Annotated in this window: 13 protein-coding genes; 8 read left to right on the plus strand and 5 right to left on the minus strand. The window is 74.0% G+C overall.

Annotated elements, in window-relative coordinates:
• Positions 1-95: 95 nt before the first annotated feature.
• The 3 genes from ACFRQN_RS10470 to ACFRQN_RS10480 are packed head-to-tail and all read left to right on the plus strand — an operon-like array spanning position 96 to position 3,534.
• The gene (locus ACFRQN_RS10470; RefSeq protein WP_049656925.1) at positions 96-620 is read left to right on the plus strand and encodes a PadR family transcriptional regulator; all 525 of its coding nucleotides are present in this window, start codon (positions 96-98) and stop codon (positions 618-620) included.
• Positions 617-1,309 carry an ABC transporter ATP-binding protein gene (locus ACFRQN_RS10475; protein WP_049656924.1) on the plus strand — a complete coding sequence of 231 codons (693 nt, stop codon included), beginning with the start codon at positions 617-619 and terminating at the stop codon, positions 1,307-1,309. Before ACFRQN_RS10470 ends, ACFRQN_RS10475 begins: the two co-directional genes overlap by 4 nt.
• Positions 1,306-3,534 carry an FtsX-like permease family protein gene (locus ACFRQN_RS10480; protein ID WP_380739674.1) on the plus strand — a complete coding sequence of 743 codons (2,229 nt, stop codon included), beginning with the start codon at positions 1,306-1,308 and terminating at the stop codon, positions 3,532-3,534. The genes ACFRQN_RS10475 and ACFRQN_RS10480 overlap by 4 nt, the downstream gene beginning before the upstream one ends.
• A 26-nt stretch (positions 3,535-3,560) precedes the next feature.
• Here ACFRQN_RS10480 and ACFRQN_RS10485 read toward each other — a convergent pair whose 3' ends face one another.
• On the minus strand, positions 3,561-4,112 hold the full coding sequence (locus tag ACFRQN_RS10485; protein WP_380739676.1) for an NUDIX hydrolase: 552 nt from the start codon (positions 4,110-4,112) through the stop codon (positions 3,561-3,563).
• A gap of 21 nt (positions 4,113-4,133) precedes the next feature.
• Positions 4,134-5,585 carry an SDR family NAD(P)-dependent oxidoreductase gene (locus ACFRQN_RS10490; RefSeq protein ID WP_074002653.1) on the minus strand — a complete coding sequence of 484 codons (1,452 nt, stop codon included), beginning with the start codon at positions 5,583-5,585 and terminating at the stop codon, positions 4,134-4,136.
• A 429-nt stretch (positions 5,586-6,014) separates the two neighbouring features.
• Between ACFRQN_RS10490 and ACFRQN_RS10495 the strand changes: the two genes are divergently transcribed.
• Positions 6,015-7,454, plus strand: a complete 1,440-nt coding sequence (locus ACFRQN_RS10495; protein WP_049656920.1) for a GuaB1 family IMP dehydrogenase-related protein — start codon at positions 6,015-6,017, stop codon at positions 7,452-7,454.
• On the opposite strand, the gene ACFRQN_RS10500 is transcribed toward ACFRQN_RS10495, so the two are convergent.
• Positions 7,415-8,416, minus strand: coding sequence for a DUF5995 family protein (locus tag ACFRQN_RS10500; protein ID WP_380739678.1), 1,002 nt, complete (start codon positions 8,414-8,416; stop codon positions 7,415-7,417). The genes ACFRQN_RS10495 and ACFRQN_RS10500 overlap by 40 nt on opposite strands.
• A 226-nt stretch (positions 8,417-8,642) precedes the next feature.
• Here ACFRQN_RS10500 and ACFRQN_RS10505 point away from each other — a divergent pair, with 226 nt between their 5' ends.
• The gene (locus tag ACFRQN_RS10505) at positions 8,643-9,482 is read left to right on the plus strand and encodes a poly-gamma-glutamate hydrolase family protein (protein ID WP_117486985.1); all 840 of its coding nucleotides are present in this window, start codon (positions 8,643-8,645) and stop codon (positions 9,480-9,482) included.
• A gap of 38 nt (positions 9,483-9,520) precedes the next feature.
• Here the strand turns inward: ACFRQN_RS10505 and ACFRQN_RS10510 are convergent, their stop codons facing one another.
• On the minus strand, positions 9,521-9,916 hold the full coding sequence (locus ACFRQN_RS10510) for a DUF3224 domain-containing protein (protein ID WP_380739681.1): 396 nt from the start codon (positions 9,914-9,916) through the stop codon (positions 9,521-9,523).
• Positions 9,917-10,219: 303 nt separating this feature from the next.
• On the opposite strand from ACFRQN_RS10510, the gene ACFRQN_RS10515 reads away from it, so the two are divergent.
• Positions 10,220-11,434 carry an IS110 family transposase gene (locus ACFRQN_RS10515; RefSeq protein ID WP_380739684.1) on the plus strand — a complete coding sequence of 405 codons (1,215 nt, stop codon included), beginning with the start codon at positions 10,220-10,222 and terminating at the stop codon, positions 11,432-11,434.
• Between the two features lie 109 nt (positions 11,435-11,543).
• On the opposite strand, the gene ACFRQN_RS10520 is transcribed toward ACFRQN_RS10515, so the two are convergent.
• The gene (locus tag ACFRQN_RS10520) at positions 11,544-12,635 is read right to left on the minus strand and encodes a PP2C family protein-serine/threonine phosphatase (RefSeq protein ID WP_049655986.1); all 1,092 of its coding nucleotides are present in this window, start codon (positions 12,633-12,635) and stop codon (positions 11,544-11,546) included.
• 204 nt (positions 12,636-12,839) lie between these two features.
• Between ACFRQN_RS10520 and ACFRQN_RS10525 the strand changes: the two genes are divergently transcribed.
• On the plus strand, positions 12,840-13,817 hold the full coding sequence (locus ACFRQN_RS10525; protein ID WP_380739686.1) for a pseudouridine synthase: 978 nt from the start codon (positions 12,840-12,842) through the stop codon (positions 13,815-13,817).
• Positions 13,818-13,895: 78 nt separating this feature from the next.
• Positions 13,896-14,059 (plus strand): transposase (locus tag ACFRQN_RS10530; protein ID WP_380739688.1); only part of this gene is annotated, 164 nt, incomplete at its 3' end.

The raw sequence follows: 14,059 nt of genomic DNA on the forward strand, positions 1-14,059 counted from the left end.
CCTTTTCCTCGCCGATGAACTGACGATGTCCCAGGTCGGGGCCGTATTCTGCCCAGATATACACTCGGGGTATACGCCGGGTGTATGTTTCCCCCATGAGTGTTCCTTTGACCCTTCTGGGGCTGCTGGAGCGAGAGCCGAGCCACGGCTACGACCTCAAGCGCGACTACGACGCCCTCTTCGGCCGCGGCAAGCCCCTTCCGTACGGCCAGGTCTACTCGACCCTCGGCCGGCTGGCCCGCGACGGCAAGGTGGTGGCCGGCGAGGCGGAGCCCGGCGACGGGCCCGAGCGCAAGCGGTACGTCATCACCGAGACCGGGGCGACCGAGTTCGAGACCTGGCTCCAGGAGCCGGTCGCGCCCGAGCCCAACCTCCAGTCCGTGCTGTTCACCAAGGTGGTGCTGGCCCTGATGCTGGGCCGGGACGCCGAGCACTACCTGGACACCCAGCGCGCCGCCCACCTGCGCCGGATGCGCGAGCTCACCGAACTGCGCCGCACCGGAGCCCTGGTGGACGCCCTGCTCGCCGACCACGGCCTGTTCCACCTGGAGGCCGACCTGCGCTGGATCGACCTCACCGCCGCCCGCCTGGACGCGCTCGCCGCGGAGGTGAACGCGTGACCGCCGTGATCGAGGCCCGGGACATCGCCCTCGCCTTCGGGGAGACCCCCGCCCTGCGCGGGGCCAGCCTGTCCGTCCAGGCCGGCGAGGTGCTCGCCATCATGGGCCCCAGCGGCTCCGGCAAGTCGACGCTGCTGCACTGCCTGGCCGGCATCCTGGTGCCCGACGCGGGGGAGGTGCTGTTCGACGGGCAGCGCCTGGACACCATGCCGGAGGCCCGGCGCAGCGCCCTGCGCCGGGACAGGTTCGGCTTCGTCTTCCAGTTCGGCCAGCTGGTACCGGAGTTGACGGCCGAGGAGAACGTCGCGCTGCCGCTGCTGCTGAACGGCGTGCGCCGCTCCGCCGCGCTGGCCCAGGCCCGTCCCTGGTTCGCCCGGCTCGGCCTGGACGGCATGGAGCAGCGCCGCTCCGGCGAGCTGTCGGGCGGTCAGGCGCAGCGGGTCGCGCTGGCCCGCGGCCTGGTGGCCCGGCCGCGGGTGCTGTTCGCCGACGAGCCGACCGGCGCGCTGGACTCGCTGACCGGCGAGCAGGTGATGGAGCTGATGGTCGCCTCCGCCAAGGAGCAGGGCACCACCGTCATCCTGGTCACCCACGAGGCCCGGGTCGCCGCGTACGCGGACCGCGAGGCGGTCGTCCGCGACGGCCGGGCCCGGACGCTCTCGGCCGGCGCCGGAACGGTGGCCCCGTGATCGCCTTCTCGCTCCGGCTGGCCGTCAGCGGCGGCCGGGAGGCGGTGGCCCGGCTGCTGATGATCGCGGCGGCGGTCGCGGTCGGCGTGGGGCTGCTGCTCTCGACCTTCGCCGGCGTGAGCGCGATCGACCGGGCCAACGAGCGGCAGCTCTGGATGAACACGGGCGTCAAGGGCGCGACCGCGGCCACCTCGGCGGACCCGCTCTGGTGGGGCGCCCGGATGGACTACTACCGGGGGAGGACCGTCTTCCGGGCCGATGTCGCCCCGACCGGTCCCACCTCGCCGCTGCCGCCCGGCCTGAGCCGGCTGCCCGCGCCCGGCGAGTACTACGCCTCGCCCGCGCTGGAGAAGCTGCTGCGCGACACCCCGGCCGTCGAACTGGGCGACCGCTTCCCCGGACGGCAGGTCGGCACCCTCGGCGAGGACGGGCTGCCCTCCCCGGACACCCTGGCGCTGGTCGTCGGCCGCACCGCGGACGAGGTCAAGGCCCTGCCGAGGGCCACCACCGTCACCAGCCTCGCCACCGTCCTGCCCCACGACTGCGAGTACGACTGCTACGGTGCGGGCGTGCACGGCGACGCGATGGTCCTGGTGCTCACCGTGGTCGCCGCCGCGCTGATCTTCCCGGTGCTGGTCTTCATCGGCACCGCGACCCGGCTCTCCGCCGCCACCCGGGAGCAGCGCTACGCCGCGATCCGCCTGGTGGGCGCGACGCCCGGCCAGGTGTCGGTGATCTCGGCGGTGGAGTCCACTCTGGCCGCGGTGATCGGCACGGCCCTCGGCTTCGGCCTGTTCGCCGCGCTGAAACCGGTGGTGGCCGACGTGCCGTTCACCGGCGACCGCTTCATCGCCTCCGACCTGAGCCTGACCCTGCCGCAGGCGGCCGGGGTGGTGCTGGGCGTGCCGGTGGCGGCCGCGCTCGCCGCCCGGCTCGCGCTGCGCCGGGTCACCGTCTCGCCGCTCGGGGTCTCCCGCCGGGTCACCCCGAAGCCGCCGAGCGCCTGGCGGCTGGCACCGCTGGTGGCCGGCCTCGCCGAACTCGGCTACTTCGTGGGCAACCGCCCGGAGACCACCGACGGGCAGTCCACGGCCTACCTGACCGGTTTCGTGCTGGTGATGCTCGGGCTGGTGGTCTCGGGGCCGTGGCTGACCATGGCCGCGGCCCGGGCGGTGGCCCGGCGCACCCGCCGTCCGGCCGCCCTGATCGCGATGCGCCGCCTGGCGGACGACCCGGGGGCGGGCTTCCGGTCGGTCGCCGGCGTGGTGCTGGCGCTGTTCGTGACCACCGCGACCCTGGCCATCATGAGCACCATCAACGCGAACCAGGGCATGCTCAACGGCGCCCCCGAGGTGCGCAAGGCGATCGTGGACGCCCCCTTCGGCAACCGGAACGACGCGGCCCTGCTGCCGTCGGTGCCCGATCGCGTGCTGGCCCGGGCGCGGGCCGTCCCCGGGTTCCAGGGGATCGCCCTGGTGCACGAGGACCCGGCCGGTACGGGCCAGCGGAGCGGGCGGGGCATCGTGCCCGGCCTGGTGAGCTGCGCGGACCTCGCGCAGATCCCCGTGGTCGGCCACTGCGCTCCCGGCGCCGCCGTCGCGGCCGTCGACCCCTACCAGCTGGTCGGCCTGGTGGACGCCTCCGACCGCGAGTGGCCGGCCGCACCGGTCTCCGAGGCCGAGGCGGCCGGGCTCCCGGTGCGGATGCTCTACGCGACCACCGACGGCTCCAAGGCGGCCAAGGAACAGCTGCGGACCCTGTTCATGAAGGAGTTCCCGCACTACGAGGCGAGGCTGGCCGAGGACTGGTCCTCCGCCGGGCAGAAGAAGCTCCAGGGCTGGCGGCAGCTGGCGAACGTGGTGCTGCTGACCACCCTGCCGATCGCCGGGTGCAGCCTCGCGGTGAGCGTGGTGGCCGGACTGTCCGACCGCCGGCGGCCGTTCGCGATGCTGCGGCTGACCGGCGCACCGCTGCGGCTGCTGCGCAGGGTGGTCGGACTGGAGAGCGCGCTGCCGCTGCTGGTGGTCTCGGCGCTCGCGATCGGGACGGGCTTCGCCGCGGCCGCGATGTTCCTCAAGGCGCAGAAGGACTACGACCTGGTGTCCCCGGGCCCGGCGTACTACGGGCTGACCGGTTTCGGGCTGGCCGCCTCGCTCGGGATCATCGCCTCGACGCTGCCGCTGCTGAAGCGGATCACCGGACCGGAGGCGGCCCGCAACGGCTGAGCGCCGTCAGGCGGTCGGCTGCCCCGTCACCCGTTCCAGCGGGCGACGGGGTAGCCGTGCGTTCCGGCCAGCAGCCGCGGGGACAGCCGCGGCAGCCAGCTGCCGAGCACCAGCGCGGACGGGTAGAACATCGGCTCGGGCAGCGCGTCCACCGGGACGCGCTCCCAGCCGCCGCACGCGTGCGGCTCGGTGACCACGGCCTCGGCCAGGCTCGGCGGCGCCAGCACGGCGGCGGTCAGCCGGGGCCGGCCGAGCTCGTGGTCGAGGTGGACGGCGAGCACCCGCATCTCCTCGGCGGGCAGCACGATGCCCGTCTCCTCGGCGAGTTCGCGGGCCGCGGTCCGCTCGAAGGACTCGCCGGGGTCGACCTTGCCGCCGGGCAGGCTCCAGGTCGGCGGCTCGCCGGCCGTGGTCCGGCGGCCGATCAGCACCCGGCCGTCCCCGGTGGGCACGATGACCCCGGCGCCGAGCAGCGGCGCGGTCGGCGGGACCGGCGCGGCGGGTCCGGTGGGCCCGGCGGGTCCGGTGGGCGCGGTCGGTCCGGTCGGTCCGGTCGGTCCGGACGGTGCGGTGCTCAACTCGCCATCCCCTTCGGCTGGTTACCAGTTGGAGCGGTCGTAGTCCTTGAGGAAGCAGCCGTACAGGTCCTCGCCCGCCTCGCCGCGCACGATCGGGTCGTACACCCGGGCCGCGCCGTCGACCAGGTCGAGCGGGGCGTGGAAGCCCTCGTCGGCGAGGCGCATCTTGTCCGGGTGCGGCCGCTCGTCGGTGATCCAGCCGGTGTCGACGGCGGTCATCAGGATGCCGTCGGACTCGAACATCTCCTGCGCGCTGGTGCGGGTGAGCATGTTGAGCGCGGCCTTGGCCATGTTGGTGTGCGGGTGGCCGGCGCCCTTGTAGCCGCGCGAGAAGACGCCCTCCATCGCGGAGACGTTGACCACGTACTTGCGGCGGGACGCGGAGGCGGCCATCGCCGGGCGCAGCCGGCTGATCAGGATGAACGGCGCGGTGGAGTTGCAGAGCTGGACCTCCAGCAGCTCCATCGGGCCGACCTCGCTGACGGTCTGCACCCAGCTGTTGGTGTCCGCGAGGTCGGGCACCAGGCCGCCGGCGTCGATCGCGGTGCCGGCCGCGATCCGGTCGGGCGTCGCGGAGCCGGTGACCAGGGCCAGCGAGGTGACGTCCTCGGCGGTGATCCGCTGCGTGTCGCCGCCCGCCTGGTGGGGGAGGGCGGGCAGGTCGACGCTGCCGCTGCCGAAGCGGCCGATGGTGGTGGCCTGGGGCAGCTCGCCGGCCGGCAGCGGGGCGGACTCGGCGTTGACCAGCTCGCGGTAGGACTCCGGCGGGCGGCGCACGGTCTGCGCGGCGTTGTTGATCAGGATGTCCAGCGGGCCGTCGGCGGCGACCTCGTCGGCCAGGGCCATCACCTGGGCCGGGTCGCGCAGGTCGATGCCGATGATCTTGAGGCGGTGGATCCACTCGGCGCTGTCCGGCATCGCCGTGAAGCGGCGGATCGCGTCGTTGGGGAAGCGGGTGGTGATGGTGGTGTGGGCGCCGTCGCGCAGCAGCATCAGCGCGATGTACATCCCGATCTTGGCCCGGCCGCCGGTGAGCAGCGCGCGCTTGCCGGTGAGGTCGGCGCGGGCGTCCCGGCGGGAGCGGTTCTTGACCGCGCAGTCCTGGCAGAGGTTGTGGTAGAAGGCGTCGACCTCGATGTACCGCTGCTTGCAGGTGTAGCAGGAGCGCGGGCGCTCCAGGATGCCGGCGATCTCGGTGGTGGTGACGGTGGTCAGGCCGAAGGCGCCGGCCGTCTCGTCGTCGATCCGGGTGGGCGCGCCGGTGGCGGTACGGGCGGTGACCTCGCGGTCGTTGGCGGTCTTGCGGGCCCGGGTCTCCTGGCGGCGGCGCTGCTTGAGGGTGCGGAATATGCCGCCGACGGCCTTGCGGACGGTGATCGCGTCCGGGTGGTCCACGTGCAGTTCGTCGAGCTCGGCCAGCACCTCCAGGCAGAGCCGCAGCCGCTCGGGGTCGAGGCCGGGACCGAAGTCGATCTCCTCCTCGGCGCCCTCGACCGGGTCCTGGCCGAGGTCCGTCCGCCCGGTGCCCGTCTGCTCGATGCCCGCCTGTCGGAGGTCCGTCTGGTCGATGTCCGTCTGACCGATGCTCACGCCTGCTGCCGCTTTCCCGATTCGCCACGCCCACACGCGTGAAGCCAAGCCCCTTACCGCGTGAATGCTACGGGAGCGGTCCGGACCGGGGCGAAAAGCCGACGTCGGAGGGGGTCTTTGGATGATCCTCCATGTCTACGCGCGGAGTATTGATCACGGTTTGTACGCAGCCCCAGCAATGCCCGTCGAACTGGCTTTTGCCCCCACCCTCACGGAGAATCGAACGCTGGGTGCCGGGCGCCCGAGTGCGCTCCGGCGGCATCGCCGCAACCGCACCCGAGGTGTATCCCCCCAGCCAGAGAGCCCTCCTTCATGCGCTTCCTGAACGACCTCAAGCCCTCGTACGACCTGACGTACGACGACGTCTTCATGGTCCCCAGCCGTTCCGCCGTGGGCTCCCGGCAGGGCGTCGACCTCTCCTCGAACGACGGCACCGGCACCACCATCCCGCTGGTCGTGGCCAACATGACCGCCATCGCCGGCCGCCGGATGGCCGAGACCGTCGCCCGCCGCGGCGGCCTGGTCGCCATCCCGCAGGACATCCCCACCGAGGTCATCGCCGAGGTCGTCTCCTGGGTCAAGCAGCGCCACCTGGTGTTCGACACCCCGATCACGCTCGCCCCCGGCGCCACCGTGGCCGAGGCGCTCTCGCTGCTGCCCAAGCGCGCGCACGGCGCCCTCGTGGTGGTCGAGGACGGCAAGCCCGTCGGCGTGGTCACCGAGTCCGACTGCCAGGGCGTGGACCGCTTCACCAGCCTGGCCGACATCATGTCCCGCGAACTGCTGCTGCTGGACGAGGGCATCGACCCGCGGACCGCCTTCGAGAAGCTCACCGAGGCCCACCGCAAGCTCGCCCCCGTCGTGGACGGCGAGGGCCGACTGGTCGGCATCCTCACCCGCAAGGGCGCGCTGCGCGCCACCCTGTACACCCCGGCCGTGGACGAGGCCGGCAAGCTGCGGATCGCCGCCACCGTCGGCATCAACGGCGACGTCGCGGGCAAGGCCGCGGCGCTGATCGAGGCCGGTGCCGACGTGCTGGTGGTCGACACCGCGCACGGCCACCAGGAGTCCATGATCAGCGCGCTGCGCGCGGTGCGCGGCCTGGACCCGCGGGTCCCGATCGTGGCCGGCAACGTGGTCTCCGCCGCCGGTGTCCGCGACCTCGTCGAGGCGGGCGCCGACATCCTCAAGGTCGGCGTCGGCCCCGGCGCCATGTGCACCACCCGGATGATGACCGGCGTCGGCCGGCCGCAGTTCTCCGCCGTCCTGGAGTGCGCCGCCGAGGCCCGCCGGCTCGGCAAGCACGTCTGGGCCGACGGCGGCGTGCGCCACCCGCGCGACGTCGCGATGGCGCTGGCCGCCGGCGCCTCCAACGTGATGATCGGCTCCTGGTTCGCCGGGACCTACGAGTCCCCGGGCGACCTCCAGACCGCCGCCGACGGGCGCCAGTACAAGGAGAGCTTCGGCATGGCCTCGGCCCGCGCCGTCAGCAACCGCACCGCCCAGGACTCCTCGTACGACCGGGCCCGCAAGGCGCTGTTCGAGGAGGGCATCTCGCACTCCCGGATGTTCCTCGACCCGACCCGCCCCGGCGTCGAGGACCTGATCGACTCGATCATCGCGGGCGTCCGCAGCTCCTGCACCTACGCGGGCGCCGGCAGCCTGGAGGAGTTCCAGGAGAAGGCGATCGTGGGCATCCAGAGCGCGGCCGGCTACGCCGAGGGCAAGCCGCTGCACTCCAGCTGGGCCTGACCGGCTCCGGCGCCCGCTGCGCCTGTTGTGCCTGCCGGGCCCGCCGCGTCGGGGCCCGCACCGTCGGCCGTCCGGTTCCTCGCCTCGGGGAGCCGGGCGCCCGTGGCCGTTGCGGGGGGCGTCGCGGGGGCCGCCGCGGGGGTCGTTACGGGGGTGCGGTGCCCGGGGGCCTGGCCGCTGATCCGGCCGCCGGCCGCTCCGGTGCTCCGCCCGTCCTCCGGTCCGCCGCCGTGCCTCCCGCCCTGCCTCCCGCCCGGCCCGAGCGGGAGCAGCAGGACGCGGCCGAGCAGCCCGACCGAACCGTCCAGCGCCGTGGCGAGGGCCCGGGCGGCGCCCGGCAGGTGCCGCAGCTCCCACAGCGCCTCGACGGTGCCCCAGGCGCCCTCGCGGGCGGCCCCGACCGACCAGGCGCCGAGCAGGTGGGTGAGCGGCTCGGCGCGCTCCAGGAGGTCGGGTCCGGGCATCAGCTGCTCCCGGGCGGCCGTCTCCACCTCGGCCAGCACCCGGTCGATCCGGTGGTAGTCCGGCTCGACGTCGGACGGCTCGCAGCCCCGGCGGCGGCAGGTGTCCACGACGGCCAGCGGCAGGTCGTGCTGGATGTGGGCGGCCATCCCGGCCAGCGCGAACTGCAGCGGGTGCACCCCCGGGTGGGCGCGCAGCGCGAACAGCGGCCGCCAGCAGGCGGGCGGCTCCTGCCCGGCCGCGTCGGCGGCCACGGCCCGCAGGTACCGCCCGGCGAACACCACGTCCAGCTCGGCCACCGCCGACGGGTCGGCGAAGCGCCCGCCGTCCAGCCGGTCGCGGACCGCCTCCGTCACGGTGAGGTAGAGCCGGTTGAACACCCCCACCCCGTCGGCCGGGGGCAGCCCCGCCCCGATCTCCCGCAGCCGGCCGACCACCTGCTCGACCGTCCGCGCCTCCACGACCACTGCCGTCGTACGATCCACCGCCGTGTCGGGCATGCGCCACCCTCCGATGTCGATCGTGCACTGATCGCATCATCGTGACAGCGCTGCCCGTGCCCGGGCGGATGCGGCACGCCTCCGTCGATCCGGTGTCGCACGGTCAGGCCGGTGTCGCACGACCAGGTCGCTGTCGTACGACCGGGCCGATCCCGTCGTGACATGGCGTCGACTTGGCCAAAGCCTTGCCGGTACTTTTCCGATCCCCCACCTCCTGTCATGATCCGTGACCGTGATTAACCGTCGTACCCTGATCGCCGCGTTCGCCGCGGCCCCGGCCCTCAGCACCCTCGGCGCCGCCGTGGGCAGCACCCCCGCGAGCGCCGCCGCCGACCTGTACCCCTCCAACACGGCCCTCTACGCCAACCCGACCGTGGTCGAGGGCGTGGACTACGGCCGCCGCTACCGCCGGCACCTGGTCGACGACCAGAGCCCGCAGGGCCGTACGCCGTTCGTCCGGACCACCGTCATCGCCCCGCACGGCGGCGGCATCGAGGGCGGCACCTCCGAACTGTGCCTGGCCATCGCCGGCTACCACCCGGCCGACCTCGCCCCGGCCCCGGCCGCCGGGCCGACGCACGACTTCTGGATGTTCGAGGGCCTGCGCTCCTCCAACAACAGCGAGTTGCACGTCACCTCGACCCACTGCGACGACGGAGTGGCCCGCGCGATGTGTGCCGGCAGCCGCAACGTGCTGTCGCTGCACGGCTGTACCGCCGCCCAGGCCGGACTGGAGGCCGGTGCCCAGGCCGTGCTGGTCGGCGGCCTGAACCCCACCTTCCGCCAGTACCTGATGGAGGAGTTCGCGGCCGCGGGCATCCGGGCCGTGACCGCCTCCGGCGAGGAGGAGATCGCGGGCATCTCCCCGGAGAACATCTGCAACCGCAGCCTGCTCGGCATGGGCGCCCAGCTGGAGATGACCACCGAGCTGCGGGCCGCGATGTTCGCCCCGGGCAAGAACACCCGCACCGAGCGGGCGGCCAACACCCTGCCGCTGTTCTGGGCCTACGCGACCGCGGTCCGGACCGCGATCCAGCGGCTGGAGGCGACCCAGCCCATCCTCTGACGGACCGGGGCCGCCGGCCGCGCGCGCCGCGGCCGGCGTCAGCCCAGCCCGTACTCCAGGACGTAGGTGTGGGTGCCGGACCCGTCGACGGTCAGGTGGAACTCGCCGGTGATCCCGGCCAGCTCGCCCGTGCCCGTGCCCGGCACCACCCGTATCGTCGTGCCGGTGGTGTCCCAGGCCGCGTGCTGGAGCACGAACGAGCCCTTGCGCCCGTCCAGTTCACCCGTCACGTGCTCCACCGCGACGTATGAGGCCGGGCTGCCGGAGGGGCCCGCGACGGAGAGCATCCGCACCTCGCTCTCCCCGCTCAGCCCGCCCGTGAAGGTCTTGGCGATCCGGACCCGCCCGAACGCCGCGCCCTCCCGCTCCTCCGTCTCCACCGGCTCGAACGCCGTGACCTCGAAAGACCCGCTCGCCCTGCTCCCGCTCCCCATGGCACCGTCCCCTCGTCGATCCGCGACCACCCTGCGGCCGACTCCCCGCCGACCGTGGACCGAGCCTTGCACACACCACTGACATTGATGCTGGTACTCAGGTTCCGGTGGTCGTGGCTCGGCCACTGACTGACGTCCTGCTGGACTGTCCTCGGGTTGTTCTGTCCGGCTGCCGGGACCTGTTCTCACGGCACCGGCCGGGCGGAACATGACCTGATAGGAGCTTGGTCCAGAAGCCCCTTCAATGTCCTGTCTGCTCCACCCGGCCGGCGCCGACCTCCGGCAAGGGAAGGCATCACCAGCATGACAGCAGCGGTCGTCGGACACACAGCGGGCCAGGACGTGTTCGGCGGGGTCGACTCCCACACCGACACCCTCCACATCGCCGTGATCAGCGACAACGGCGGCCACCTCGCCGACGCCGAGTTCCCCACCACCGCGGCCGGATACACCGCGGGCCTGGCCTTCCTGAACGCCCACGGCCACGTCCTGGCGATCGGCGTGGAGGGCACCGCCTCCTACGGGACCGGCTTCACCCGCGAAGCCCGCGCGTGCGGGCACCGGGTCGTCGAGGTCAACCGCCCGGACCGGGCCGAGCGCCGCCGCATCGGCAAGTCCGACCCCATCGACGCCTACGCCGCCGCCCGCGCCGCCCTGTCCGGCCGCGCCTCCAGCGCTCCGAAGGACGACACCGTCGCCGGCATACGCGCCCTGCACAACGCCGCCCGCTCCGCCGTCAAGGCCCGCACCGCCGCCCTCAACCAGATCGGACAGCTCCTCGTCACCGCACCCGAGGCCGTCCGCACCCGATACGGGCGACTCAAGACGGCCGAGCGCACCGACGCCCTGGCCCGGCAGCGGCCGGCCGGGGACGCCGTCCACACCGCGGTCCTGACCGCGCTCAAGAGCCTCGCCCGGCGCGTCAAGGAGCTCACCGCCGAACACGAGGCCCTCACCAGAGCCCTCGACGCCGAGGTCACCGCCCACAACCCCGGCCTGCGGGCCGCCTACGGTGTCGGCCCCGACACCGCCGCCCAGCTGCTGGTCACCGCCGGAGGCAATCCCGAGCGCATGCGCACGGAGGCGGCCTTCGCCGCCCTGTGCGGAGCCGCCCCCGTCCCCGCCTCCAGCGGCAGGACCAACCGCCACCGCCTCTCACGCGGCGGTGACCGCGCCGCCAACGCTGTCCTCTACCGCATCGCCCTGGTCCGCATGTCCGGTGATACCCGCACCCGTGAGTACGTGGTCCGGCAGACCGCCGCCGGCCGGACGAAGAAGGAGATCATCCGGCTCCTGAAACGGGCCGTCGCCCGGGAGGTGTTCCGCTGCCTGACCACCACGGTCACCGTCCCCGGCATCGCCGACCTGCGACCCCTGCGACAGTCCAAGAACATCACCCTCACCGCCGTCGCCAACCACTTCGGCGTCTGGCCCGCCACCATCTCCACCCTCGAACGCGGGATCCGCCGAGACGACGACCTCGCCAACGCCTACCGCGAATGGCTCACCGCCGCTTGACAGCCCATAGGAGCATCAATCGCGGCCGGGAAGCTCTCCGGAGCTGCTCCCCGGGCAGTTCTCCGGACCGCTTTCCGGACCGCCCTCCCGAGCCATCGGCGCGGCCCGATCACGGCTCCCAGCGGATCGCCAGCACCGCCGCGTCGTCGGCCAGGCCGGCGTCGCCGACCCAGCCGCCGACATCCGTCAGTACGGCGTCCAGCAGGTCCGCCGGGGTGCCGCCGTGCAGTCCGGGCAGCCGCTCCGCGATCGGGTAGAACCGGCCCGCGGCGTCCCGGGCCTCCGACACGCCGTCGGTGTGCAGGAGCAGCAGGTCGCCCGGCTCCGGGTCGAACCGCCGGTCCGGGTAGCTGTCGTCGGTGAGCCCGAGCAGCCCCAGCGGAGGCGCCGGGAACGGGGGCTCCAGCTCGCTCACCCGGCCCGCCCGGCGCAGCAGCGGGGGCGGGTGGCCGCAGTTCACCAGCCGCACCGGCCCCCGGTCCGGCGCCACGTCGAGCAGCAGCGCGGTGGCGAACCGCCCCTCCTCCGACGGCCGGGCGGCCAGCGCCGCGTCCAGCCGTTCGGCGAGCCGCCCGGGGTCCGGCTCGGTCCGCGCGGCCTCCCGGAACACCCCGAGGACGTCCGCCGCCGTCTCCACCGCCGGGAGGCCGTGCCCCTGGACGTCCCCGAGCAGGATGCGCAGCCCGAAGCGGGTCTCCACCACGGCGTACAGGTCCCCGCCGATCCGGGCCTCGGCGGCCGCCGCCACGTACCGCACCGCCAGACGCAGCGGCCCGATCCGCTCCGGCGGCGGGCGCAGCAGGGCCCGCTGGGCCGCTTCGGCCACCGTCCGGACCTGGAACAGCTCCCGCTCGCGGGCCGCCACCAGGACGACGCTGGCCGCGCTGGCCAGGGTCGAGGCCAGGACGGTGACCGGCACGCTGATCCGGACCGAGAGCGGCAGCTGCGCGTTGGCCGACTCCAGCAGGCCGACGGCGACCACCGCCGCCGCGCCGACCAGCAGCGGCACCCGGGCCCGCCGGGTGGTCGCACCGGCCAGCACCGGGGCCACCGCGAGCAACGGCGCCAGGGTGGTCCCCGGCCCGATGGCCAGCGCGGCCACCACGGCGGCGACCAGCAGCAGGAGCGAGCCGTAGAGCAGCAGCCGGGTCCGCCTCGGCAGGTGCAGCGGCGGCACCCCGTCCGGGCCGTCGGCGGTCACGCGTCCTCCAGTGGTGCCGGCCGGTCGGTCCGGCGGATCGGTCGGTTGCTCGGTTCGGCCGGTGGGGCGGCTGGTCGGCCCGGTCGGCGGACGGTCGGAGGCCCCCGGCGTCACGAGGGCCTCCGGTCCACTTTCCCTGCCCGGCCCCGGGTCAGCACCTCGGCCGAGGGGCGCGCGCTGGCGCGCACTAGGCTGGGCCGGGAGATGAGACGCAAGAGCCGCCGCCCGGCCTCCCCCCTCCCGCAGCGCCACGGTGTGGACCCGGTCCACCTCCGGCTGCCGCTCGAAGGCCCCTGGCCGACCGTGCGGGACCACCTGGTGGACCGGCTGCCCGCCGTCCCGGCCGAGCGGATCGACGCCGCGCTGCGGGACGGCGAGATCGTCGGCGAGCAGGGCCCGATCGCCCCGGCGGAGCCGTTTCGCCCCGGCGCCCACCTGTGGTTCTACCGGGACCTCCCCGAGGAGGTGCGCGTCCCGTTCGAGCTGGTCGTGGTGCACCGCGACGAGCACCTGGTGGTGGTCGACAAGCCGCACTTCCTGGCCACCACCCCGCGCGGCCGGCACGTCACCGAGACGGCGCTGTCCCGGCTGCGGCACGCCCTCGACCTGCCCGCGCTCAGCCCCGCGCACCGCCTGGACCGGCTCACCGCGGGCCTGGCCATGTTCGTCGTCCGCCCGGAGGACCGCGGCGCCTACCAGACGCTGTTCCGGGACCGCCTGGTGCGCAAGGAGTACCAGGCCGTCGCCGGGTACGACCCGGAGCTGAGCCTGCCGCGCACCGTACGCAGCCACATCGTCAAGGAGCGCGGGGTGATCGCCGCCCAGGAGATCGACGCGCCGCCGAACAGCGAGAGCCGGATCGACCTGCTGGAGCGCCGCGACGGACTCGCCCGCTACCGGCTGCGGCCGCTGAGCGGGCGCACCCACCAGCTGCGGCTGCACATGTGCGGCCTCGGGCTGCCGATCCTCGGCGACCCGGTCTACCCGGTCGTGCTGCCCGAGCCGGCCCCCGACGACTTCCGCCGCCCGCTGCAACTGCTCGCCTCGACGATCGAGTTCACCGATCCGCTGACCGGCCGGGAGCGCCGCTTCGAGACCCGCCGCACACTGACCGCCTGGACCGACCCGCAGGGCTGGGCCGACGACGCCGGTCCCGGGCCCCAGGACCTCCGAACGATCTAGCTAGGGCCTGTGTGAGGTTGCGATCAGTCTTCGGGTTCTGCCCTCACCTGAGGGCAGAACCCGGTAGAACGGTTGGTCGTGACGCGCAGGCAACTGACGGACGAGCAGTGGAAGTTGATCGAGCCCTATCTGCCGATCGGGAGGTTTGGACCGTACCCCGAGCGGCTTCGGGAGCAGTTCGAGGGCGTGATCTGGCGGTTCCGCTGCAGCGCCCAGTGGCGGGAGATGCCTTCCGAGTTCGG

The organism is Kitasatospora sp. NPDC056800 (assembly GCF_042789775.1).
In the GTDB taxonomy this organism is placed as follows: Bacteria; Actinomycetota; Actinomycetes; order Streptomycetales; family Streptomycetaceae; genus Kitasatospora.

What these genes read in the sequence shown, in the direction of transcription:
- ACFRQN_RS10470 (WP_049656925.1), top strand. Translation starts at nt 96, where the DNA reads ATGAGTGTTCCTTTGACCCTTCTGGGGCTGCTGGAGCGAGAGCCGAGC.
- ACFRQN_RS10495 (WP_049656920.1), top strand. Translation starts at nt 6,015, where the DNA reads ATGCGCTTCCTGAACGACCTCAAGCCCTCGTACGACCTGACGTACGAC.
- ACFRQN_RS10515 (WP_380739684.1), top strand. Translation starts at nt 10,220, where the DNA reads ATGACAGCAGCGGTCGTCGGACACACAGCGGGCCAGGACGTGTTCGGC.
- ACFRQN_RS10510 (WP_380739681.1), bottom strand. Translation starts at nt 9,916, where the DNA reads ATGGGGAGCGGGAGCAGGGCGAGCGGGTCTTTCGAGGTCACGGCGTTC.
- ACFRQN_RS10500 (WP_380739678.1), bottom strand. Translation starts at nt 8,416, where the DNA reads ATGCCCGACACGGCGGTGGATCGTACGACGGCAGTGGTCGTGGAGGCG.
- ACFRQN_RS10525 (WP_380739686.1), top strand. Translation starts at nt 12,840, where the DNA reads ATGAGACGCAAGAGCCGCCGCCCGGCCTCCCCCCTCCCGCAGCGCCAC.